At 44.0% G+C, this 22108-nt stretch carries 27 protein-coding genes; 19 read left to right on the top strand and 8 right to left on the bottom strand.

Annotated features, from left to right (window positions below; genetic code table 11):
• Positions 1 to 122: 122 nt before the first annotated feature.
• Positions 123 to 308: a hypothetical protein gene (locus tag ACO08K_RS20325; RefSeq protein ID WP_421798251.1), complete on the top strand. Its 186-nt coding sequence runs from the start codon at positions 123 to 125 to the stop codon at positions 306 to 308.
• A gap of 101 nt (positions 309 to 409) precedes the next feature.
• Here ACO08K_RS20325 and ACO08K_RS20320 read toward each other — a convergent pair whose 3' ends face one another.
• Both ACO08K_RS20320 and ACO08K_RS20315 read right to left on the bottom strand, forming a co-directional pair.
• A complete protein-coding gene (locus ACO08K_RS20320; protein ID WP_421798326.1) occupies positions 410 to 1330 on the bottom strand; it encodes a sugar phosphate isomerase/epimerase family protein in 921 nt (306 codons plus the stop codon).
• A gap of 193 nt (positions 1331 to 1523) precedes the next feature.
• A complete protein-coding gene (locus tag ACO08K_RS20315) occupies positions 1524 to 3029 on the bottom strand; it encodes a reprolysin-like metallopeptidase (RefSeq protein WP_421798250.1) in 1506 nt (501 codons plus the stop codon).
• 243 nt (positions 3030 to 3272) lie between these two features.
• Here ACO08K_RS20315 and ACO08K_RS20310 point away from each other — a divergent pair, with 243 nt between their 5' ends.
• The 7 genes from ACO08K_RS20310 to ACO08K_RS20280 all read left to right on the top strand — a co-directional run bounded on the left by ACO08K_RS20310 (position 3273) and on the right by ACO08K_RS20280 (position 9870).
• A complete protein-coding gene (locus ACO08K_RS20310) occupies positions 3273 to 5687 on the top strand; it encodes a tetratricopeptide repeat-containing sensor histidine kinase (RefSeq protein ID WP_421798249.1) in 2415 nt (804 codons plus the stop codon).
• Complete coding sequence (locus ACO08K_RS20305; RefSeq protein WP_421798248.1) at positions 5684 to 6403, top strand: LytR/AlgR family response regulator transcription factor; 720 nt, start codon at positions 5684 to 5686, stop codon at positions 6401 to 6403. The genes ACO08K_RS20310 and ACO08K_RS20305 overlap by 4 nt, the downstream gene beginning before the upstream one ends.
• Positions 6404 to 6564: 161 nt before the next feature.
• The gene (locus ACO08K_RS20300) at positions 6565 to 6885 is read left to right on the top strand and encodes an ArsR/SmtB family transcription factor (RefSeq protein WP_421798247.1); all 321 of its coding nucleotides are present in this window, start codon (positions 6565 to 6567) and stop codon (positions 6883 to 6885) included.
• Positions 6882 to 7388, top strand: coding sequence for an SRPBCC family protein (locus ACO08K_RS20295; RefSeq protein ID WP_421798246.1), 507 nt, complete (start codon positions 6882 to 6884; stop codon positions 7386 to 7388). The genes ACO08K_RS20300 and ACO08K_RS20295 overlap by 4 nt, the downstream gene beginning before the upstream one ends.
• Positions 7375 to 7938, top strand: coding sequence for a VOC family protein (locus ACO08K_RS20290; protein WP_421798245.1), 564 nt, complete (start codon positions 7375 to 7377; stop codon positions 7936 to 7938). Before ACO08K_RS20295 ends, ACO08K_RS20290 begins: the two co-directional genes overlap by 14 nt.
• Positions 7939 to 7998: 60 nt before the next feature.
• On the top strand, positions 7999 to 8628 hold the full coding sequence (locus ACO08K_RS20285) for an MSMEG_1061 family FMN-dependent PPOX-type flavoprotein (protein WP_421798244.1): 630 nt from the start codon (positions 7999 to 8001) through the stop codon (positions 8626 to 8628).
• A gap of 144 nt (positions 8629 to 8772) precedes the next feature.
• On the top strand, positions 8773 to 9870 hold the full coding sequence (locus ACO08K_RS20280; RefSeq protein WP_421798243.1) for a ligand-binding sensor domain-containing protein: 1098 nt from the start codon (positions 8773 to 8775) through the stop codon (positions 9868 to 9870).
• Positions 9871 to 9885: 15 nt separating this feature from the next.
• Here the strand turns inward: ACO08K_RS20280 and ACO08K_RS20275 are convergent, their stop codons facing one another.
• Positions 9886 to 10794, bottom strand: coding sequence for a helix-turn-helix domain-containing protein (locus ACO08K_RS20275; RefSeq protein WP_421798242.1), 909 nt, complete (start codon positions 10792 to 10794; stop codon positions 9886 to 9888).
• Between the two features lie 5 nt (positions 10795 to 10799).
• The gene (locus ACO08K_RS20270; RefSeq protein WP_421798241.1) at positions 10800 to 11612 is read right to left on the bottom strand and encodes an oxidoreductase; all 813 of its coding nucleotides are present in this window, start codon (positions 11610 to 11612) and stop codon (positions 10800 to 10802) included.
• Positions 11613 to 11810: 198 nt separating this feature from the next.
• On the opposite strand from ACO08K_RS20270, the gene ACO08K_RS20265 reads away from it, so the two are divergent.
• The 6 genes from ACO08K_RS20265 (at position 11811) to ACO08K_RS20240 (ending at position 15393) form a co-directional block, all read left to right on the top strand.
• Positions 11811 to 12344, top strand: coding sequence for a hypothetical protein (locus ACO08K_RS20265; RefSeq protein WP_421798240.1), 534 nt, complete (start codon positions 11811 to 11813; stop codon positions 12342 to 12344).
• 51 nt (positions 12345 to 12395) lie between these two features.
• Entirely contained in the window at positions 12396 to 12989 is a 594-nt protein-coding gene (locus tag ACO08K_RS20260; RefSeq protein ID WP_421798239.1) for a hypothetical protein, read from the top strand.
• Positions 12990 to 13075: 86 nt separating this feature from the next.
• Positions 13076 to 13660, top strand: a complete 585-nt coding sequence (locus ACO08K_RS20255) for a hypothetical protein (protein WP_421798238.1) — start codon at positions 13076 to 13078, stop codon at positions 13658 to 13660.
• 355 nt (positions 13661 to 14015) lie between these two features.
• On the top strand, positions 14016 to 14195 hold the full coding sequence (locus tag ACO08K_RS20250; protein ID WP_320031645.1) for a hypothetical protein: 180 nt from the start codon (positions 14016 to 14018) through the stop codon (positions 14193 to 14195).
• Positions 14196 to 14246: 51 nt separating this feature from the next.
• Positions 14247 to 15032 carry a HipA family kinase gene (locus tag ACO08K_RS20245; RefSeq protein ID WP_421798237.1) on the top strand — a complete coding sequence of 262 codons (786 nt, stop codon included), beginning with the start codon at positions 14247 to 14249 and terminating at the stop codon, positions 15030 to 15032.
• The gene (locus tag ACO08K_RS20240) at positions 15010 to 15393 is read left to right on the top strand and encodes a DUF3037 domain-containing protein (RefSeq protein ID WP_421798236.1); all 384 of its coding nucleotides are present in this window, start codon (positions 15010 to 15012) and stop codon (positions 15391 to 15393) included. Before ACO08K_RS20245 ends, ACO08K_RS20240 begins: the two co-directional genes overlap by 23 nt.
• 54 nt (positions 15394 to 15447) lie before the next feature.
• Here the strand turns inward: ACO08K_RS20240 and ACO08K_RS20235 are convergent, their stop codons facing one another.
• Positions 15448 to 15759, bottom strand: a complete 312-nt coding sequence (locus ACO08K_RS20235; RefSeq protein WP_421798235.1) for a hypothetical protein — start codon at positions 15757 to 15759, stop codon at positions 15448 to 15450.
• Positions 15760 to 16018: 259 nt separating this feature from the next.
• Here ACO08K_RS20235 and ACO08K_RS20230 point away from each other — a divergent pair, with 259 nt between their 5' ends.
• Positions 16019 to 17668 carry a hypothetical protein gene (locus tag ACO08K_RS20230; RefSeq protein ID WP_421798234.1) on the top strand — a complete coding sequence of 550 codons (1650 nt, stop codon included), beginning with the start codon at positions 16019 to 16021 and terminating at the stop codon, positions 17666 to 17668.
• A gap of 5 nt (positions 17669 to 17673) precedes the next feature.
• On the opposite strand, the gene ACO08K_RS20225 is transcribed toward ACO08K_RS20230, so the two are convergent.
• A complete protein-coding gene (locus tag ACO08K_RS20225; RefSeq protein ID WP_421798233.1) occupies positions 17674 to 18858 on the bottom strand; it encodes an MFS transporter in 1185 nt (394 codons plus the stop codon).
• Between the two features lie 242 nt (positions 18859 to 19100).
• Here ACO08K_RS20225 and ACO08K_RS20220 point away from each other — a divergent pair, with 242 nt between their 5' ends.
• A complete protein-coding gene (locus ACO08K_RS20220) occupies positions 19101 to 19661 on the top strand; it encodes a helix-turn-helix domain-containing protein (protein ID WP_421798232.1) in 561 nt (186 codons plus the stop codon).
• Positions 19662 to 19686: 25 nt separating this feature from the next.
• On the opposite strand, the gene ACO08K_RS20215 is transcribed toward ACO08K_RS20220, so the two are convergent.
• Positions 19687 to 20022: a helix-turn-helix domain-containing protein gene (locus ACO08K_RS20215; RefSeq protein ID WP_421798231.1), complete on the bottom strand. Its 336-nt coding sequence runs from the start codon at positions 20020 to 20022 to the stop codon at positions 19687 to 19689.
• Between the two features lie 152 nt (positions 20023 to 20174).
• On the opposite strand from ACO08K_RS20215, the gene ACO08K_RS20210 reads away from it, so the two are divergent.
• The 3 genes from ACO08K_RS20210 to ACO08K_RS20200 all read left to right on the top strand — a co-directional run bounded on the left by ACO08K_RS20210 (position 20175) and on the right by ACO08K_RS20200 (position 21795).
• The gene (locus ACO08K_RS20210; RefSeq protein WP_421798230.1) at positions 20175 to 20519 is read left to right on the top strand and encodes a hypothetical protein; all 345 of its coding nucleotides are present in this window, start codon (positions 20175 to 20177) and stop codon (positions 20517 to 20519) included.
• Positions 20520 to 20523: 4 nt separating this feature from the next.
• Positions 20524 to 20964 carry a hypothetical protein gene (locus ACO08K_RS20205; protein ID WP_421798229.1) on the top strand — a complete coding sequence of 147 codons (441 nt, stop codon included), beginning with the start codon at positions 20524 to 20526 and terminating at the stop codon, positions 20962 to 20964.
• A 75-nt stretch (positions 20965 to 21039) separates the two neighbouring features.
• The gene (locus ACO08K_RS20200) at positions 21040 to 21795 is read left to right on the top strand and encodes a DUF6348 family protein (RefSeq protein ID WP_421798228.1); all 756 of its coding nucleotides are present in this window, start codon (positions 21040 to 21042) and stop codon (positions 21793 to 21795) included.
• Positions 21796 to 21824: 29 nt separating this feature from the next.
• Here the strand turns inward: ACO08K_RS20200 and ACO08K_RS20195 are convergent, their stop codons facing one another.
• Positions 21825 to 22100 carry an SWIM zinc finger family protein gene (locus ACO08K_RS20195; RefSeq protein ID WP_421798227.1) on the bottom strand — a complete coding sequence of 92 codons (276 nt, stop codon included), beginning with the start codon at positions 22098 to 22100 and terminating at the stop codon, positions 21825 to 21827.
• Positions 22101 to 22108 lie beyond the last annotated feature (8 nt).

Below are 22108 nucleotides of genomic sequence, written 5' to 3'. Positions count from 1 at the left end.
TGCTTAACTAAAATTGCAGCTAATTGGAGATTTAGTCTTATTTGGTCTACCTTTAACAGACGGGTGCGAAAAGTGCACATATTTCCGTATAAATCATTCAATTTTAATTAAATCGAATAACTATGGCAAAGAAAAAATTTATGCCCAGTGCACCCAACCAAACACTTTGGATCGTTGCCCTCATCATTGGCTTTTTAGGCATTTTGGGACATTACATCCGAATAGATGTATTGTCAAAGTATAACTATGAAATGCTGCTAATTGGCTTTATTTTACTTGTCATCGGTACAGCATACCGAAGAGTATAGTACTACAGTTACTCGACTGAGTCTGGTCGCAGCGTCGGCTACGACCAGACAGTCCGGGATTTGAATGAAACGTTTATGGGTAAGTGAATCAACCTAAAAACTTACTTCAAAACCTTCTCAATCAAGGCCTTGGTCGCTTTTATTCCTTCGTCTTCTGATATTTCCGTGCCTTCAAACTCAATGCCGATATTGCCTTTAAAGCCTGCGTCTTTTACAATTTTCAGGATTCGGGCATAATCCATTTCTGCTTCATTCCCATCCTTGTCGAAAACGTGGGTTTTGGCACTTACCCCTTTTGCGTAGGGCATCAGTTCCGCGATGCCTTTGTAGCGGTCGTATTCTTTCAGGCAACCGTCGGGGCCTCTTTCAATACAGAAATTGCCAAAATCGGGCAAGGTCCCTACGTTCTCCAGGTTTACGGTTTTCATGACGCCAGCCAACCATGAGCCGTCCGAGGAATAGCCACCATGGTTTTCAACCACTACATTTATGCCTTCTTTTGCGCCATACTCGCCCAGTTTTTTAAGCCCATCGGCAGCGTTTTTAGCCACCTCTTCTGGGGTGCCAGTTCCCGCTGCATTTACCCTGATGGTGGGGGCTCCTAAATACTTGGCTATTTTCACCCAATCGTAATGGTTTTCTACCGCTTTTTGCCTGGCTACGGAGTCCGCATTGCCCAGGTCGCCCAAGGCATCGCACATGATCAGCCCCACTTTCACACCGGCTTCATCACATCTCTTTTTGAAACCTTCCCAATAGGCCATGTCTTTGGCTTTTGAGAAGTAAAAGGTATTGACCAGCTCGATGGTGTTTACGCCGTAACCAGCCGCTATTTTGGGGAAATCGTCAGGATTGAGTTTTCCTTGCAGCAGGGAATCTGGATTTGACATTAAAAGCCTTCCAAAGGCTGCCCAGTCGCCATTGAGGGCGTCACCAAAGAAACTTTTGTGTAAGGACCACTGTGCCAAGGATATGTTCATATCCGGTTTTGGGTCGGTTTTGGGCGCGCAGCCAAGCAACATTGCTGTGCCTAAAATGATGCAGAGAATGATTTTTTTCATTGAATAAGGATTGAATGTTGATGATGATGTCAACAAATATAACTGATGCTTGGCATTTTTTGGAGTCACTGTGCTGCAAACCCTTAATCAATAGATGAGTGATTGGTTTCCCCTGGGCCAACTTTGATGGATAACCCAGGGGAGGTAACATTTTTTATTTTTCCCCTACAAACACATAAGGGCTATTACCCGGAGTGCCATGGCATAACGCATCTGCATCCCATTTCCCGGTTGTACGTTCCCATTGGCAGGTCTTGGTATTGCAAGTGAAGCTGAGGTTATCCCACCAAACGCGATTGCATTTAGGGAAAACATATTTGTTGTGTGCACCACCAGGGATACTGATCGTTTGATTGGCATTCCCTTGAGGAAGTCTAAATTCCACCCAGGTGTGGTCACTTACACTGCGAAAAGTTTGGGGTGCACAGCCACAATTTGCACTCGACCCAGAGGTCTCGCCAGGGAGGCGGGCAGTATTGTTTGCCTGCAATGTTGTGGAGCGAAGATAACGTACCGCCGCTGGTCGGTTCCCTCTGGGGATCAGGCAATTTTGGCAATAAGTAGAATCCAACAACATCTTGATTTCATCTTTATGGAAAGGATATTCGTACACAGTGGGGAAGGCTTTGAGTTGCCACATCAATAAAGATGTAAGGGAACCCATATCTACCTTGTAGTTTTTCAACATACAATCTTTGGTCGTTTCACCGGTGTGATTAAGCCCAAAAGCATGCCCCAATTCATGGGACCAGGCGGGGAGGGTACTGGCAAGTTTTGACTGGTCATTGATGAATGCATTGTACACATTGCCCCAGAATCCCTGTTGTATTCTGGTGGCTCCAGGTGTACCCAAAGCCGCAGCACCCGGGCATCCCTCAACTACTGTAAACATGAGATTTTTGTTTGATTCATACTCCGAACCAAGTGTTTTTTTACAGAGTTCCAATGCAATCTCCATTGTGGCAGTGGCTTTGGTATCATGGTTGGAGTAAATGACAGCCACTTCGGGTTCGTACTCAAACGTAACGCCAAGTTGTTTCAAATAATGGAGTTGCATGATACCCAGACACGCTGCGATAGCCTCTTTGGCTTTTGGCTTCTCCTGCTGGTCAGAAGGAACAATGTATACACCCCTTATTTTTAATCTTCCTGTAGGCGGGCGGGCACTAACCCTTCCATTGGCCACCATTGGTGATACATAAAGCCAATGAGAACTCCAAAAATTGGGTGAAACGTTTCCCATTTCAAGTACCGTATTCTCGGTATGCAAATAAGTATTCCGCCACTTGTTTTTAATACGGTAATATCCTTCGTCATCGACCTCTATGGTCCACATTGCGCTATACCAACCAGGCTGAATTGCACCGATGGCTGGAAACTTAGCATCTGTTTCTGCGTGGAGGTATCCCCCCGTAGGCACATGTTTGATTCGCACATCATTACTGTTGGCAATGTTTTCAATCATCCAAACATTGTTGTTTCCTTGGGCTTTAAAAACTAGTTTCCCGTTTTCAGGTTGTAGTGAGCCTTTTTGAAAACGATTGTACAACTCGATATTGCCTTGAGCAGCGAGCTGAAAATTCATGATAAATAACCCAATGATTAGTGTCCAATTGGTTTTGGGTAAAATCGGTTGATAAGTTTTAGTGATTACTAACATGGTTTTAGAGTTGTAATGAAGTTAAAGCAGGTTCTCGAAACCTAGGATAGAACAACACACCCGTGTTTCTGGAGATAAAATTGCAGTGTATTCCTTTTGCAGGGACGAAATTGTACTCGAATGGTGCACATCTTGGGTATGAACGGGAATATTTTGGTTGCAGAAATTTAGACAAGGCTTGAGGGTACATTAGGTTTTTGCATGACTTTTCGTAATTTTGAAAACACCTAAGCCGATGATTTTATGAAAAGGATTAGCATGCTTGCCTTTTTCTTCTTTTCTTCCTTATTGCATGGGTATACCCAACAACATTTGATCGATAGTCTTGCACCTATCCTTCCGGCCATCAAAAATCCCATTCAAAAAATTGATGTTTTATTAGGGCTGAGCCGTGCTTCAATGGTTGTGTCGGATCTAAAAAAAACCAAGCAATATGCCTTACAAACCTTAAACCTGTCCACAAAACATAAATACCGGGCTGGCCAAGCCATGGCTTTGTTGTTTTTGGAGCAAGTCCAAAATAATTCCGGCTCTAATTCAGATTCTAACTATGTCGAAGAGGCTTTGAAAATTGCCCGCTCGATTCGTTCAAAAAGTGTAGAGGCTTTTGCCATTTACCATTTGGCGGAGCAGCAGCTCTACCGGCACAATGATTACAGTAAAGCGATCAAGATTTTAGAAGAGGCTTTGCAAAAAGTAGACAAAACGGTACCCGATAAACACATCGGGAACATCCACAAAGTGCTGGGCATGGCTTATTCCATTGCTGGTGATTCAGCAAAAACCTTCCAGCATTTCAAAAAAGCGCTTTATCATTTTGCTCGGGTAAAAACCCATCCGTTTATCGTGCCAGAGCTGGGCCGTCCCAGTGCTATGGATGCCGATGGTGGGCTACTCAATAAGGTTCAAGTATTGCTTTACCTATCCAGGGAGTATTACAAGCAGGGCAAATTTCAACAGGCTTTAAAGTTGACGCAAGAACCCCTGGCTTTGGCTCAAAAGTATCAGTTGAGCAATATTGAGACTTGGGCCCATGAAGAAATGGCTACCAATTCCATTGCAATGGGTGACTTTGCACAGGCCATCGACCACTATAAAAAAGCCATTCTCTTTTATGAAAAAAAACAGTCCTTGCTTTTCTTGGCCAATACTGTGGTGGAATTGGGATCCACTTTTTATCGCCTGAAGGATTACCAGATGGCTGAACAATACTTGCAAAGAGCCCTGTCCATCAGAAAATCACTCGCAGATACGATAGGAATCTTGTATGTCTACCAACGACTTGGGCAAACTGCTACCGCCTTAAGCCATCACGATCAGGCACTGCAATATTACCAGAAAGCAGCTTCACTCAATGCCAAACTCAAGGATTCCTTCTCATTGTCCATCCTCCTTTTTGGGATGGGTAGTGTATTGATGAGACAAAAAAAATACCCACAGGCTCTAATCCATTACCGTAGAGCTTTGGCCCTTGATCAACATTTTAAGCAACAACAACTGCTCATTGGGGACCGGATGGGGATTAGCCGAGCTTTTCTGAGTATGAATCAATTGGATTCTGCCAAGCTGTATGCCGATGCAGCAATGGCTTCAGTAGAGAAAGGAAGCTTGGAGCAGCAACAACTCGTTGAGGAATTACAAAGCCAAATCAGCGAACAAAGGGGGGATTATGCAGCTGCACTCCAACAATTCAAAAAATTCCACCTCTTGCACGATAGCATTTACACGAACAATGCCCAGGCAATGCTGAAGCAAGAACAAGTTCGCCAAAACATAGTCGATTATCAAAAGCAAAAAGAGCAGGCCGAACGAGAAGCTACCTTACTCAATAGTCGAAATCAGCTGTACCTGGCACTGGCACTGGCCTTTTTGGGCATCATCCTGATTGGGGGATATTTGTTGCTTCAATTGCGCAAAGCTCAGCACCAACTCAAAGGCCAAAACTTTCAACTCCAACAGCTCAACAGCACCAAAGACAAATTTTTCGGCATCATCGCTCACGATATCCGAAGCCCCATGGTAGCCCTGGAAGCGGTAGGGGAACAAATGGCTTTTTATGTAAAACAACAACGAATCGATAAGTTGGAGCGCCTGGCCGATCGGGTGGATAAAACCACGCGCCAGCTCAATAACTTGCTCGACAACTTGCTCAGTTGGGCTTTGCTCCAACAAGGCATTGTTCCTTATCGCCCTCAATCCATCAGCATAGCGCGAATTGCGAACGAGGTGCTTGATCTATTTCAAGCCAATGCACAAGCAAAAAACGTGGCGCTCGAAAATCATATCGCGAAAGACCTAAACGTTTATGCAGATGCCAATACTTTACAGGCTATTTTGCGGAATTTGCTGAGCAATGCGATCAAGTTTACACCTGCGGGTGGAAAGGTTTCCGTCAGCACGGAGCTAGCTGGTGATAAGGTTTGTATCCACATCAATGACACCGGGACGGGCATTGCTGCCGAAAAACTCGAAAAGTTGTTCAGCATTGATAAATCCAGTGAAAAAGGAACAGCAGGGGAAAAGGGAACTGGCCTGGGCTTGATGCTGGTAAAAGAATTGGTCGCCTTGAACAAAGGGAAAGTACTGGTAGTAAGCAAACTCAATGAGGGATCGAGTTTTACCGTATCACTCCCGCTAGTCTTAATCCCAAAGCCATGAAGATACTCATCGTTGAAGATGAAGAACTGTATGCTGATCGGCTGGAAATGCTGGTCGAAAAACTGGAATACGAGTTGCTTGGCATCGTGGACAATAGCACCGATGCCCTTAAAATTATTGAAAAAACCCCTCCTGACTTCATTTTGATGGACATCCACATCCAGGGGCAATACGATGGGATAGAGCTCGCTGCACAAATCCAGCAGTGTTTTGACATCCCGATTATTTTTATCACCTCCTTACAAGATGACCTGACCTTCAAACGTGCAGCACGTACCAACCCCATTCATTTTCTCACCAAACCATTCAGCGATCTGCAACTCCAACGCACCATTGAACTGACCATCCGCAACCTGGCCCAACCCGGAGAGGAAGATTGGGACAATGACATGGTGTTTAAAAATCATCTCTTCATCAAAGTGCGCCAGAAACTGGAAAAAATTGCCGTTGAAGACATCCTTTTTATCGAAGCGGATGGGCGCTATTGTCAGATTTGCACGGAAGTTAAAAAATTTCTGGTCCGCTTGAGCTTACAGGATTTGAGTGGCCTGTTGCCTGCTTCTTCCTTCATCCAGATACATCGCAGTTATGTTGTCAACGCCAGCAAAATCGCCAATATTGATTTGCAAGACAGCTTTATTCAAATCAATCAGCATCAAGTTCCATTGAGCAAACGGCATCGGGAACTACTGCTGAAAAAGATTAATTGGATTTAGGGGAGCTTTAAAAACTTAAGAAAAATCTTAAAACCGAACCAAAAATTCTCCTCCAAACTTTCCACCACCATTCCACAAAAATAATTGCCCTCAAATTTGCGCAACTCAAAAGTTGCACATATATTTGCAACCTGAGAGTTGCGCCTTTAAAATGTACACCCATGAAGCAAGACATATTCCAGGCCATAGCAGACCCAACCCGCCGGGCCATTTTGACTTTAATTGCCATCCAGGCATTAACGCCAAATGTCCTAGCGGAAAAATTTGACATGACCCGGCAAGCCGTATCAAAACACATAAAGGTACTACATGAATGTGAATTGATTAAAGCGGAGCAGTCTGGCCGAGAAATTTACTACCACCTCAATCCCCAGAAAATGCAAGAAATTGACCATTGGTTGGCCCAATTCAGGAAGCTTTGGGAAGCTCAATTCAATCAACTCGACGAAGTATTGTTAAATCTAAAAAATCAGAAAAAATGACCAACGATTTGCTATTTGATTTTACCGTGGACAAAGCAGCAAAAACGGTATACATCACCAGAGAATTTGACGCCGAACTATCCCTGGTATGGGATGCATTTACCAAAGCCGAAATCCTTGACCAATGGGTGGCACCTAAACCTTGGACATCAAGAACAAAACATATGAATTTCGAAGTGGGCGGACGAAGGTTTTATGCGATGGTAAGTCCCGAAGGACAGGAACTTTGGGCCATTCAGAAATACACTTCCATCAGCCCAAAAACCAACTTCAAACTGTTCAATGCTTTTGCAGACCAAGATGAAAACCCTCAATTGCCGGGTTCTGATTGGGATTACACCTTTAGCGAACAGAACGGAAAGACCACACTACGTGTTACGATTTTCAATGAATCTCTTGAACGTATGGAGAAGATGATTGAAATGGGCTTCAAAGAAGGATTTACAGTGACGTTAAACCAATTGATAGACGTATTAACAACCTTAAAAAATGAAGAAGCTTAAAATTATCTTTTGGACTGTAACTATAGTTGTAGGATCAACCTTCGCGACATCTTGTTCAAATAACAAAAAAACCGAAACAATGCCTAGTCCAATTCAAAAAATCACCCCCTATTTGTGGGTGGAGAAAGATGCCAAAGCGGTGGCAGACTACTACTTATCCATTTTTAAAGATGGTAAGTTGAAAGATTTTCGCAAGTTCGATAGCGAGGAAAGTGGAAATGATGCAGGTTTCGAAACTGCCGTGATTGAAATAGCAGGAATGGAGTTTAGTATATTAGCAGCAGGCCCACTGTTCAAATTTAATGAAGCGGTTTCTTTTGTTATCAACACAAAAGACCAGGCTGAAACGGATTATTACTGGGAAGCGCTTACTGCCAATGGTGGTGAAGAAGGATCTTGTGGATGGTGTAAGGACAAATATGGATTGTCTTGGCAAGTTGTGCCAACGGAGTATTTTGAATTGATCCACAGCGATGACCCCAAAGTAAGGGAAAAAGCAATGAAGAATACCTTGACTCAGAAAAAACTGATCCTTTCAGAACTCAAATGAACTAGATTTGCCATGGCAAGACTCAGCTAACGGTATTGCTGTGGCTAAACCAATAAACTCATGGAACTGCTATTCGAACAAGTCATCACTTCCGAGGAAGAACTTCGTGAAATCATGGGGCATCCCAACGAAATAGTTACCCGGAAAACCATCAATTACATTGACCAGCATTGCAAAAGTTTTATTGACAAATCGCCATTTATCACCATAGCAACCTCGGATTTGCACGGGAATTTTGATGTTTCGCCCAAAGGGGATCCAGCTGGATTTGTAAAAATTTTGAGCGATAAATTGCTTGCTATCCCGGATAGGCCCGGAAACCGTAAAGCGGATACTTTACGGAACATCATTCAAAACCCAAACATCGGGCTGATCTTTTTAATCCCGGGAATCAAAGAAACTTTACGGGTCAACGGTGAGGCCAAAATAGTACGGGACGAAAAGGTCTTGGAACTATTGTCCTGCCAAGGAAAAACACCCTCCTTTGCCATCATTGTGCAGGTAAAAGAGGCTTTTATGCATTGTGCCAAATGTATGATCCGATCCAACTTATGGGGAACCCTTGATGATACCCAAGAACGTCCTGTTCCCTCATTGGGGAAAGTGCTGGTTGACCATGGAAAACTGGAAATCAGTTTCGAAGAATTGGATGACCGGATTAAAAATGATGAAAAGACAAATTTGTATTAGGCGCGCATCGTCCTGGTAATGCAGTCCTGATTGACCAAGCTTTCGGTGGTTTTGTAAACATTTACATCTCTGTTACTTCTTTTTACAATTGAAAAACTTCAGGATAGTTGAACGCCAATATCTTTGGAAGCGAAAAAAACAACTATGGCACTGAACAACCTATTGCTTTGTAGCTTTTTAACCATTTTTACTGCCTGTAAGGGCCAAGTAAAGACCAATACCGCTAGAGACCTTATTCTTTCCGCACCAGGCCCAACTGTGGTCAAAAACTTTAAGTCTGCCGCTTTGGCCCCCGATTTTGATACGACCTTGGTCAGTCAATACATCCGCAGTATTTTTCAGGATTCGAAAGGGAATTTATGGTTTGGTACCATAGCCGAAGGGGTAGTGAGGTATGATGTAAAAACCCTAACCTACTTTTCTAACCCTGATGGGTTTTACAGCAATTCTGTTTTTTCTATTAATGAAGATAAAAACGGTAATCTTTGGTTTGGGACTGACCAGGGCGTTTATAAATATGATGGCAAAACCTTTAGAAATTACAACCAAAAAGATGGTCTGAGCCACATAGATATAAGCCGCAAAAGCATCCTTGTAGACAGAATGGGTACCATTTGGGTCGGCACCCATGGTGGCGTTTTCAGGTATGACCCCATTGCGGATAGCAAAGGAGAGCCAAGTTTTTCCTTGTTTCCAGAACTTCCTCCGCTCAATGTTGCAGGCATCATGGAAGACCGGAGTGGAAACATTTGGTTTGCTTCTTCGAATAAAGGTGTTTTTCGCTACAACCCTTCGGCTTCGCTCACGGCAGGCGGCAAAACCATAACCAATATTGGAGAAAAAGAAGGCTGGGGAGATAACTATGCAGGAGGCATAGCACAGGATCAAGCTGGAAATATGTGGTTTATTACAAAAAACGGCATTTGCAAATACGACGGCAAAACTTTAACGGAATACACGCCCAAAGACGGATTAGGCGGAACTGAATTTTGGGGCATCTACATCGAGCAGTCGGGTATCATTTGGGTTACCGCCCGAGGCAGTACCACCAGGTTTGACCCATCTCTACCTGTTTCAGATTCAAGTGCATTTAAGGTGTTCACCCCCGCAGATGGACTCAATTGTTGTGTGCAAAGCATGTATCAAGACCGGCAAGGTAATATGTGGTGGGGTGCCGGGTCAGGGCTTTATCGATTTGATGGCCAACGTTTTTATCAGGTTAAAAAGCAAGGGCCTTGGTAGATATACCAACTACCTTCAATTGCTATTTCTAAACTCCAACGGCGTCATCCCCGTCTTCGCCTTAAACAACCTCGAAAAGTACTGCGGATACTCAAAGCCCAGCGCAAAAGCCAATTCTCCCACTGATTGATTGGAACTCAACAAAAGGTTTTTGGCTTCTTCAATCAAATGGTAATGAATATGATCCTGAGCGTTCATACCCGTTTCCCGTTTCATTAAGTCACTCAGGTAGTTTGGCGATAAAAAGACCTGATCGGCGAGGAATTTCACCGTTGGCAACCCTTTTTCAGACACATTGGGCGACTGGAAGTACTGGTTCAACACCTCTTCCACCTTGCTCAGGATGTCCTTATTGGCACTTTTCCGGGTAATGAATTGTCGGTCGTAGTAGCGTGTGCAGTAGTTCAGCAACAATTCCAGGTTGGAAACCAGCAAGGTTTGGCTGTGGCGGTCAATGTTTTCGGCTAGTTCAGCGTTGATCTTTTGCACACAATCGAACAGGTTGCCTTCTTCCTTTTCCGACAAATGCAAGGCCTCATTCGTTTCGTAGGAGAAAAAAGAGTAGTCCTTGATCCGCTGCCCCAAAGCCGTTCCCCGAATCAAATCGGGATGAAAAAAGAGCCCCCAGCCCATGGCATCGGCCCTTTTTTCTACCGCTTCATCCATCGTGATCACTTGTTGAGGCGCGATGCACATCAAACTGCCCTCCTGGAAATCATAATGGTGGCGTCCGTATTTGAGGGTATTGACGCAGTAGTTTTTGTACATGATGGTATAAAAACCCGAGCTTATTTTAAGCCCTGCGCCAAACTGCTCGTCAAATTGCGTAAAATCCACCACACTAAGCAAAGGGTGTTTCGCTTTGGGCTGCTGCAACAAGTGGTGCAAGTCAGCAATGTTTTCCAGGTGAATGACCTTGCTCATGCCGCTTAAATTTGACTCATAATGATACGATCAAAAAGTTTATCGCCCAAATAAACCCGCAACCAGACCATTGGTTTGGCCAGTTTTCCTACCCGGTAGCGGGTTTTGGGATTTGCGCTGTTTACAATCGCGGCTACGGTATCGGCGATTACGGCCTGTTTGGTGCCGCCACTTTCGTACATTTTATTGGTAGCTGTCACCAGTTTGTCCACCAGGGTAGCATAAGCGCCCTTACCCGAAAACGCGCGGATGTTGTCCAGCATTACCGAACCAAATTCCGTTTCAATGATCCCGGGCTCCAAAACCACTACCTTGATGTTGAAGGGCTGTAACTCTATGCGCAGGCAATCACTCCAACCTTCCAGGGCGTGTTTGCTGGCGTGGTACCAGGCACCCATGGGTGTATACATTTTGCCCCCCATCGAAGAGGTGTTGATGATCGTACCGGATCCGGCTGCGCGCATGTAGGGGGTTACTTTTTGGGTCAGGGAGGCCAGGCCAAACAAATTCACCTCAAACTGTTTGCGCGCTTCACTGACGGGGATATCCTCCACTGAACCGTACAAGCCATACCCGGCATTGTTCCACAATACATCAATTTTCCCTTCGGCCTGAATGATGGTGTCCAGCGTTTTTTGCACATCGGCTTCCTGGCTGATGTCCATTTGAATCGGGAAGCCACCCATCGCCTTCAGGTCCTGCATTTGATCGATGCGGCGAGCGGCGGTGTAGACTTTATGCCCTTGCTGAATGAGTTTTTTGGCGGCCTCTTTGCCCATACCTGAACTTGCTCCCGTGATCAATATTACTTTGCTCATGTTTGATTGCTTTTGATTGATGGTACAAAGGTGGGGGGAAATGCAGTGGTAGGGGTAATACAAATTCAGGGTGTTTGTATACTTTTTCTCGGTAATGGCTAATCCACAATTTTCTGGCCATGTACTCGGCTCCTTTTTCGGAACTTCGCAAAGCCGCTGCGTGTTCGTAGTAATGCAATAACGACAACAAAAAAAGAGATGCCACCATATTACGACATATACGGACTTTCAAAACAGCGGGACAAAAAAACCGTTGAAACGTTTTTGAACTATTTCGCAAACAGAAATAAAATCGAAGACAGAGCGGGTCAGGAAATTGCTGTTTACAAAAACGAAAAGTATAAAATAGAAGAAACTTGGACATCAATTAGAACTTTGACAGAAGTAATCGATTTCGGGCTTAAAAATCAAAATTTTGGATTTGCCTTTTACATTGGCGACAATCTAAAAAAAGGAATACATCATATAATACTAAAGTTCACGTTTGACGGTAAAATAATTTTTGGAATATCTGTTGAAGAAAACAGACTTACAGACGGTGGAAAATTAATTGACAATTATGACAAAACACTTGAAATTGAAAAGACAATAGCTGAGCTGACCAACTCATCGAAGACATCTATTCAATTTGAATACGCACCATCAGACGATGAAGAAGAATTTGACAGTGATATTGAAATGTGGCGAAAAATGAATGAAGAGAAACGAAAACAAATAAGCACATACCGCTAAAATCGGTATCAAGCATAAAGAAAAAACCCGTTTAACAAAAAATATTCAGACATGAACTTTGAATTCGCAAAACAAATCAATTCATACCTTGAACAACATAATTTTGACAAGGCGTTAAATATTGCTCAAACAGCGTTAAGAAAAATACCAACCACCACATTCCACACGGTGCTAGACAAATCACTTGTAGCACATGCAGATGACCTGGCTTCTTGGGTTGAAGACTTTTACAACCTTGCGACAAAGAAAAATAAAGTTGAAGCGCTTTACTTTGAAATGAATGAGTTTGACATCAACACTGACCTTTGGTATATAGACTGCTTCTCATATAGTAATGACGGTGGACTTAATCTTGACGATATGGAATGGCTTTGCGACTTCGACACAGACAGCCAAACTGAAACTGACACCGTTTTTGAACTTGGCGGTTACGAAGAACTTCAAGACGCATTTGAAAACGTAGAACTTGACACTGACGATTTACAAAATGCAAGAGATTGGTGCGAACAAATTATTATTGCGAGGTTTATGGAACTTATGACCACTACGCATAAAATTGCCAAGGCTAAAAAGTTTTGTTGGGGGATGGTTCCAATTTATTTTACAGAACACTCGTATGACTTTATGCTTAAATCGGATGCGTAGAAGAATGCCAGCCACCAACAACATACAGTCACCGATAAACCAACACCATCAAATGCCCTCAAAAAAAGAAATTAACAGACAGAACTATGAAAAAACTTTTGGCATTATTCACAATTGCAACTTTGATGACAACTGTTCATGGACAAGTTGATCAAACAATTTGGGACAGTTTGAAAACTGTTACCACCGACAACTACGAACTAAAAGTTCCTTACAAGTGGCGACAAATGCCAACAGGCGGACTAGGCCCAGAACAAATGTTTGAGGCAAGTGGGCTTGCTTTGCCTACAATGTTTAACGGTTCACCTGTTATGATGACAATTTTTGTTGTTAAACAGAGCGGAAAAACTTTGGACGACTGTAAAGACAAGTGTTTAGGTGGTTACAGAGAAAATCCTGACAGAGAGTTTCCAAAAAAATTCAAAGACGGACAAGAGAAGATTAAACTAACTGGCGGACAAGACGCTTACTTTCTAAATACTCGATTTTATCGCAGATCAAAGGGGCTTAATCAAAGTCGGTTTGACTTAGTAGTCTATTCTGACAAAGCACAAAGCGGTTACATTTATACTGTATCAATTCAGTATGTTGACAACCGCTATAAATTTGAAACAGACAACAAACTTGCTGACTTTGCTAAAAAACTTTATTCCTATTTGACACTAAAATGAGCGTTCTAAACGAAAGCGGACCAACTTCGATTAACAAATGCTTCGAAAACTACTAACTGCCACCTTCTTTTCAGCAATCGCTTTTTGCGTTGTATCCTATGCCTCGGCAATGGTTTCACTACTGAGTTCGGTGGGTAATCTTTCTCAAAAACCAGTTGCAAATTTGGGATTCCCGTACCGATATTATTACCAATTTTGGTTACGCGGTACTGATTCACCAAACTGTGGTTGGGATTTCAAAAACTTTATCCTTGACTGTTTTATTACCTGGATATTGACAACGACCATTTACCTGATTGTAAAAAGAAAATAGGTGTTACAAACTGAAATTCAAATAACATTCAACCGCAACAAAATGTCCAAAAGCATTCACACAACCTACAAAGACCTCAAACACCTAACTAAAAAAGAACTTGGCGAACAGTTTGATGACCCCAATTCAGACCTGGCCGCATTAGCAAAAAAATCAGCACTCAAGAAGAAAGTTTTGAAGGATAGAAAACAGAAAAAAACGAGTAACCATAAAGCGGAGTAGTCCCGACTTAATCCTTACTTTTACCCCAACTCACAATCCCTACTGCGTAAAATGGACACACTCCGCACCGTTACCGTCACGCGTTACATGCAACCCCTGCGGGAAGGCGGCTCCTTGCCTGCCCTGGCCGAAGCCGACGATGGCTTCAAATACGTCGTAAAATTCAAGGGCAGCGGCCAGGGGGTCAAAACCCTGATTGCCGAAATGATCGGTGGCGAGTTGGCGCGTTTGTTGGGTTTAAAGGTGCCAGAACTGGTGTTTGCTGGCCTGGACGAAGACTTTGGCCGTACCGAAGGCGACGAAGAAATCCAGGATTTGTTAAAAGCAAGTCAGGGTTTGAACCTGGGTTTGCATTTTTTGTCGGGCGCCTTCACTTACGATCCCGCGGTCACTCAACTGGACCCGCTGCAAGCCTCCAAAGTAGTTTGGTTGGATGCTTTGATTGCCAACGTGGATCGCTCTTTCCGCAATACCAATATGCTGCTGTGGAATCGGGAACTGTGGTTGATTGATCATGGTGCGGCCCTCTTTTTTCACCACAGTTGGGACACTTTTGAGCAGAAAGCAAATGCCGCTTTTCCCTACATCAAAACGCACGTTTTGCTGCCCCAAGCAACCCAACTGGAAGCCGCCAACCAGTTTGCCCGAACCGCGATCACCGCAGATAAAATTCAGGAAATTGTAAGCTGGATACCCGACGAATGGCTGCAATGGGACTCCGTAGATGACAGCCCCGAGCAAATGCGCAATACCTATTACAATTTCCTGAGCCAGAGACTCCTTCATTCCGAGCAGTTCATAAAAGAAGCCCAAGATGCAGCCAAAACACTTGTATGAATACGCCATCGTCCGGGTGGTGCCTGCAGTGGAACGGGAAGAGTTCGTGAATGTGGGGGTGATTTTGTTTTGCAAAAGGCAAAAACTCATTCGGATGCGCTATCAGCTCCCGGAAGAAAAAATCCTCGCCCTGCGGCCTGATGCCGATGTGGAGGAATTGCGCAAAAACCTGGAGGCCTTCAGCAAAATTGCCGCCGGAGAAAAGGTCAAAAGCCCCATCGCCCAACTCGACGCCGCTGAACGTTTTCGCTGGCTCACGGCGGTACGCAGTGGCTCCATTCAAACTTCGAGGCCGCATCCGGGGATTAGTCCGGATTTGGAGAAGGCGATGGAGAGCTTGTTTGTGGATATGGTGGAGTAACTGATTTTGTAGCTCACATTACGCAGCAAGCAGCTTTGTTGCTCGGTTTTTATTTTACCACGACGACTTTTTGTGCGCTTTGCGCTTTAATGCCTTCGGCGTAGAGCGGCAGGATTGGAAAACGGATGAAACGGATTGAACGGAATGGAACGGACTTTGACTCGCCTTCGGCTCGTCCTTATCCGCTGCGAGCAGTGAATAGTAATGCAAAGTTTTTTTCGCAGCTTCGCTGCTCTTTATGTAACCACGACGTCCACGACGAGCACGACGAATGGCTACCGCCACGACACGACGCAAAGCGTCGTTATCCAGCGCGAAGCGCATAAACGTCGTGATCGTCGTGGACGTCGTGGTGAAATCAACCATGAGCAGCGAAGCTGCGAAAAATGTCTATTACTTCTTATTACTCGCCGGTACAGGCGGAATAAAAAATCCGTTCCAATCCGTTCAATCCGTTTCATCCGTTTTCAATCCTGTCCCTTTTAGCAAAGAGAGGCGAAGCCTCAAGTGCTTAAATCGTCGTGGCGAATAGTAGGCAGCAAAGCTGCTCCACTGCGTAATGTGGGTTTGTAAGTAAGGGGATTACCCAACCATTGGCGTCCCTTATTTTATAAATCCGCTCGTAATGAAATATATCTTCCTCTTGTTCCTCTTCTCAATCCACGCAATGGTGACACAGGCACAAACCGATGCCTCACTTGAAAACATAGTAATCACCTCCACCAAGAAGAAAACCCAGGTGCTCACCCTTGAAAATTCAGTATTGCAAGTAAATGTTTCCCCCAAGGATGTCCGCAAATTCAAAGCCCGTGGATTCGTTCGCTACAGCGACTTCGGTGCCAAGGGCGACGGCAAAACCGATGACATCGACGCCATAGCAGTAACCCATGCCTTCGCCAATCAGCAAAACCTAATGGTAAAAGCCGACCAGGGAGCCACCTACTTCATTGGAGGAAAAGAGCGCACCGCAATCATCCAAACGGACACCGATTTCGGCACAGCGGCCTTCATCATTGACGATACCGCAGTAAAAAATTACAACGCTGCCGTTTTTGAAGTTGGTTCCAAACTACAGGCGTTTAAGCTGGAGGGAGTCTCTTCTCTCAAGCGGAATCAGGAGAAAATCGCAGTTTCTCTACCCGAAAATTGCCTGATCACGGTCACCAATTCCAACATAAGACGTTACATCCGCTTTGGCTTGAACCAAAACAATGGATCTGCCCAAACCGATATCTTTGTTGTAGATAAAACCGGCAAGGTGGACATGGCTGCACCAATCATCTGGGACTTTGACCAAATCACCGAAATCACTGCGCTTCCCATTGACGAAAAGAAGTTGAACATCAGCGGAGGCCGTTTCACCACCATTGCCAACCAGGCCGAATCGAAATACACTTATTACAGCCGAAACCTCACGATCAAACGTTCCAACGTTATTGTGGACGGGCTGGAACATCGCGTCAGCGGCGAAGGCGAGCACGGGGCGCCCTACAATGGCTTCATCAACGTCAATAACTGCGCCTACGTAACCGTTCAGAACTGCATCCTGACCGGGCACAAAACCTACAGCACGATTGGCGCCGCCGGGAAGCCCGTAACTATGGGTACTTACGACCTTATCGTCAACCGTGCCCTTAACGTCTCCTTCGTGAATTGCAGCCAGACCAATGACATCAAGGACAGCAAATACTGGGGAATCTTTGGTTCCAACTACAGCAAAAATTTGCTTTATGACAAATGTATCCTTTCCCGTTTCGATGCCCACATGGGGGTAGCCAATGCAACCATCCGCAACTCGACCCTCGGACACATGGGCATCAATGCCATCGGTAGCGGGGTTTTAACGGTGGAGAATTGCACCATCTACGGCCGGAACCTCGTCAACCTGCGCAGCGATTATGGCAGTACCTGGCAAGGGGAGTTTATCATCCGCAATTGTACGTTTGTACCTGCGAGTGGCAACCCGGTCAGTGCCAGCCTGATTGGTGGTTCCAATGCCAGTGACCATGATTTTGGCTATACCTGTTACATGCCGGAACGGATCAGCATTGAAAACCTCAAAATCGACGACTCCAATCATCCAGAGAATTACCAGGGGCCGGCAATTTTCTCCAATTTTAATCCCCAAATGACCGATGGTTCTTACGAGGAAAAGTTTCCTTTTGTCAGAACAAGGGAGGTTTTGCTCAAAAATGTGACTACTGCCAGTGGCAAGGCGCTAAGAATCAGCGACAATACTTTTATATTCAAGGACGTGAAAGTGGTGACTTATTAAAAGTTTCATTGAAATTCATTTCGTCCCCGCCTCAATAAAGCCAGACCCATTGCTACCACTCCAATTAAAAAATAAGCCAGAACCAGGGGCATTACGCCATGCACCAATTGTTTGCTGATCAAAGCCCCAAAAACAGACCCAAAAAAGAAAAAAAACGTACCATACAAGGAAGCAGCTGTACCCGCCGTGTCTCCCAATGGCTCCAGCGCTAGGGCACTGCTATTGGGTTCAATGGCCAGATTAATGCCCATAATCAAGGTAATGCCTATAAAAAATACCGGCATTGGAGGTAGTTGCTCAAAGTACCAGGTGATGGCAAACAGAACAAGGCCAACCGTCACATACAAAAGCAATAAGCCACGAATGCTTTTAATGGCACCAAGCCTGGCCACCAGCCGCGAATTCATGGACGTACAAAAGGCCATAAACAGCCCCATTCCGGCAAAAATCCAGGGGAAAAGTGTAGGGCGTTGGTAGATTTCCCCCACGATTCTTTCCGAACTGGCGATGTAGGAGCTGAAGGGAATAAAAAGCAAGGTGGTAACGCTGGTGTATTGCAAAAAGGTGCGGTTGCTCAGCACCGTGCCCATTTGTTGAAGGAGCGCCTTGACTTCAAACTTTGATCTTGAGGCTTTGGGGAGGGATTCCTCCAGCCGAAGCGACCATAAAAAGACCAGCACCGCAAAGGCTGGTGGAATAAAAAACAAGGTTCTCCAATCAAAAAGCCACAAAACAAAGGTTCCCAAAAAAGGTGCAAGAATGGGAGTAAGCAAAAAAATCGTGAGGATATGCGACATGATGCCCGCCATTTGGTCGCCCTCGTAACGGTCGCGCACCCCTGCGATAGTGGTGGTAAAAATGGCCGCTGCACCCACTCCCGCAAAAAATCGCCCAATCAACATCCATTGCAATCCCGGCGAAAATGCGGCTAGAAGTCCTCCCAGTATGTACAAAGGAAAACCTATCTTCAAAATGGCCAGCCGCCCCAAACGATCCGATAAAATGCCAAAAATTAACTGACCGATCTGCCCCATGAAGAAGTAGGTGATGATCAGCGAAGCGGTAGTGGACTCAGCCCCGAGCTTAAAATGGTCTCGAACCTCTCCAAGGGCGGGCAACATAACGTCAATACCCAGCGCAGTGAGTACCATGGCGCAGGCGGAAAATGCAATGAATTCGGGCTTTTTCATAAGGGCAGGTGTACAATTTAGGCTGCTATTTAAACATATTGTTCTTAAAAAAGAAGAATTTATTTAAAATATTTAAAAATTTAAATTACCAGTTTCAACAAGGTTTATTGAGCCAATGCAACAAGTGTACACCTTCCAGTGTTGTACAAACGGTTCGATGTGCCCGCCTTTCGTACAATGCTGACTATTGATCTGACGCTGGATTAGATTTTAACACCAGCAACAAGCAAAGTGAATCCTTTATGAAAATCTACGTAAAAAACATGGCTTGCGAAAGCTGTAAAATTGTTGTTAAAGATGCTTTGGATGAACTCGGCATTCCACTCATTAAAGTTGAACTTGGGGAAATAGAAACGAAGGAGGATATGACCGATGATGAAAAAAAGAAACTGAATACCAAAATCAATAAGGCAGGGTTAGAATTGTTAGAAAAAAGACAAGGTGTGTTGATTGAGAAGATCAGAAAAATAGCGATTGATTATGTTTACAATTCCGACGAAAGGCCAAATCTTAAGTTCTCCGTTCTGTTGGGCCAGGAGTTAAATCACAACTACACCTACCTGGCCAATTTCTTTTCAGAAGTTGAAGCCACGACCATTGAACAGTTTATGATTGCCTTAAAAATTGAGCGGATAAAGGAGTTGATCATTTTTGGAGAAGATACCATTGCCCAAATTGCCTATAAACTCAATTACAGCAGTGCTGCACACTTGTCCAACCAGTTCAAAAAAATAACCGGGCTGACGCCCTCGCATTTTAAAGCATTGAAAGAAAAAAGAAGAATAACGATTCAAAATATTTAGTGTGGGGTGTTTACAGAAAAGTTGACTACTCAAAGTCATCAAATTTCCCTTTCAAAAATGCTTCAACCCGATCGATTCTTTTGCGCAAATCAGGGGTAGACCATTTTCTCTCATCGGATTCCCTGACCTCAACGTCGTAGAGTAACATCTCGCCTTCACCCGTAAGCAACCAATTGGCGTTGACAATGGGGTATGCACTAAGAAAGCTTTGCAAAAATTCGTAGCTGGGGTTGTTGACAGAGTTAAACACGTTGCTGACCCGGGCGGAGCTGGTGCCCATGTCCTTGTAAATGTTGTGCTGTTTCAAACCCAGCTTTTTGGCCAATATTTTAAGGCGTTCCGCAAAACCTTCGTCAACCATGTTAAAAAATATTTGTAAAATAAATTTGCAAAATGTAATAAAAATTAGCAGATTTGTACTGCTTTTGATCTTGAACAAAACTAAGGAAAAGACTTGGGATAAGTTGCAATAGGATAGGACTTTGCAGATAAACAGCTAAAACAAATTAGGCAATGGCAAATAAGCATCGCGGTAGAATCCAAGCTCAGGGTGGGGATACTGAGAAATCCGTATCATGGTCTCAAGATACTCCTTTGAGTAAAAAAGATGGTTTGAAATTATTGGAAGACCTTGAAGGCCAACTAACGAAAAAAGAAAAGGAAGAAAGGAAAAAACAGTTGATGGATGCCCGAAGATTCATCGAAAATATCGAAGGAGGTATTGATGCACCCAAAAAAAGGTCATTTTATTCGCGAGACAAAGGGAACTTAAGAATAGATATTGAGGTTTTGGGAGGGATTGCCTTTATCTGTATGGTAGTTGTTTTTTTATTATTTTTGTTTTTCATCAAATCGTAAAAAGATGGCAAAGCTACTCTTTCCCGATTTCCTGGATCACCCGGAAATTTACGACGCCGCCGAGGCGCTTTGGAAGGCTCGTTTTGATGCTTTAGCTGAAAAGCACCAATTTGCCTATGCCCCATATATCAACGTCTTCGCCCGCAATGGAGATAAACACCGTGACGGCAATCCCATTTTTAGCGCTGAAGTAAAACCCCTCAATCGTGCGGTCCGCATCATCCAGGAAGCCATTGAAGAGCCAGATGATTTTTTCATTTCAGCCTGGTTAGACACTTTTCCTGTTGACGAGGATAATCCTTTGAATGAGTTGGTGATCCCCTTGGTCCTGTCTGAAGAGACTCTGGAAGTTGCTGAGCGTTTGATTGTACATTGGTTGGTAGAGGGACGCAGTAAGGAAGAGATGGAGCAGATATTGGAGGAGGAATTGGCGTTGTTGGGGTGATTGTTTATCTTGATCTAGACCTTTACATCATGGCCATCTTTTCGCTGCCTTTTTACATTGAAAAAATCTTCCAAAATGGGACTATTTGACTTTTTTAAAAAAAAATCATCAGACAGCAATCAGGGTAAAAAACAGGAGTTAACAACGCCTGTAGATCTCAATTCATACTTAATTGAAACGTTAAAGAATAGACTTATCCAGCTAGAATATAATGTTGAAAAGCATCCACAATACCTTGCGTTGCTTGTTGATCATGAAATTGAAATTGCGACGGCAATTATTGACAATCCCAATAATCATCCTAGTGTTTTACAATTAATGGTATTGACCATTCAATCCAAATATTTTCCGAATGGAATTGAAGAACAGATTGCAGGAATTGGGGCAACTATAAAAGACAAGGTAAATCATGTAATAGACAACTACATTTATACGACTTTTTTGACACTAATGGACAGTTTTTCGGAAACTCATAATCCTAACTTGGATTTTTATACGACGAATGGCAAAGAAATCCTCTGGCATCCCAAATTGGGTAATCTGGTCCTCCAAGGACAATGGGATGAGGAACCCCAAAACGAACCATTTTTTGAAATCGTCAAAGACAAAATAAAAAACAAGCTCACTTCGAATAAATTTAATTGGCTTAAACTTTATATCGCAAAACTTGCAGATGGAACAATCATTGGGGAATGTACTTTTAATAACGAGCCCTGGGAAGAAGGACTGAATGACATCACGGAATACGCAGAATCTTGGGAAGCGAAAAGCAGTTTTCAGGCACTTAAGCAATTAATTGTGTTCAGAAGATGTGATGCTTATGACGAATAGAACCCTACAACTACCTATGGTTAGCGGCACTACCCCTCCAAACTCTCCTCCACCCCCAAGGCCAGTGCCGCCACATGTGCACAAAGCCCTTTCACCGCGCAAGTACAACTCACGGCAATCACCTCTTTGCCCCGCACTTTGAGCGATACCTGCTCGATTTTTCCGGCATAAACCTTAGCGCTCCAGGTATTCCGGTACTCTTCCAGGCCAACGAGTGCGCCGTCCAGCCAAAGGTCTTCCCCTTCCATCAGCACTTTAGGAGGAAAAACCTGATCGATTTCGTGGAGGTGAAAAGGAATACCCATGTGAAATT

Source organism: Haliscomenobacter sp., from assembly GCF_965225875.1.
In the GTDB taxonomy this organism is placed as follows: Bacteria; Bacteroidota; Bacteroidia; order Chitinophagales; family Saprospiraceae; genus Haliscomenobacter.
The sequence above is the reverse complement of the archived record's forward strand: the minus strand, read 5'-3'. Positions and strand labels throughout refer to the sequence as shown.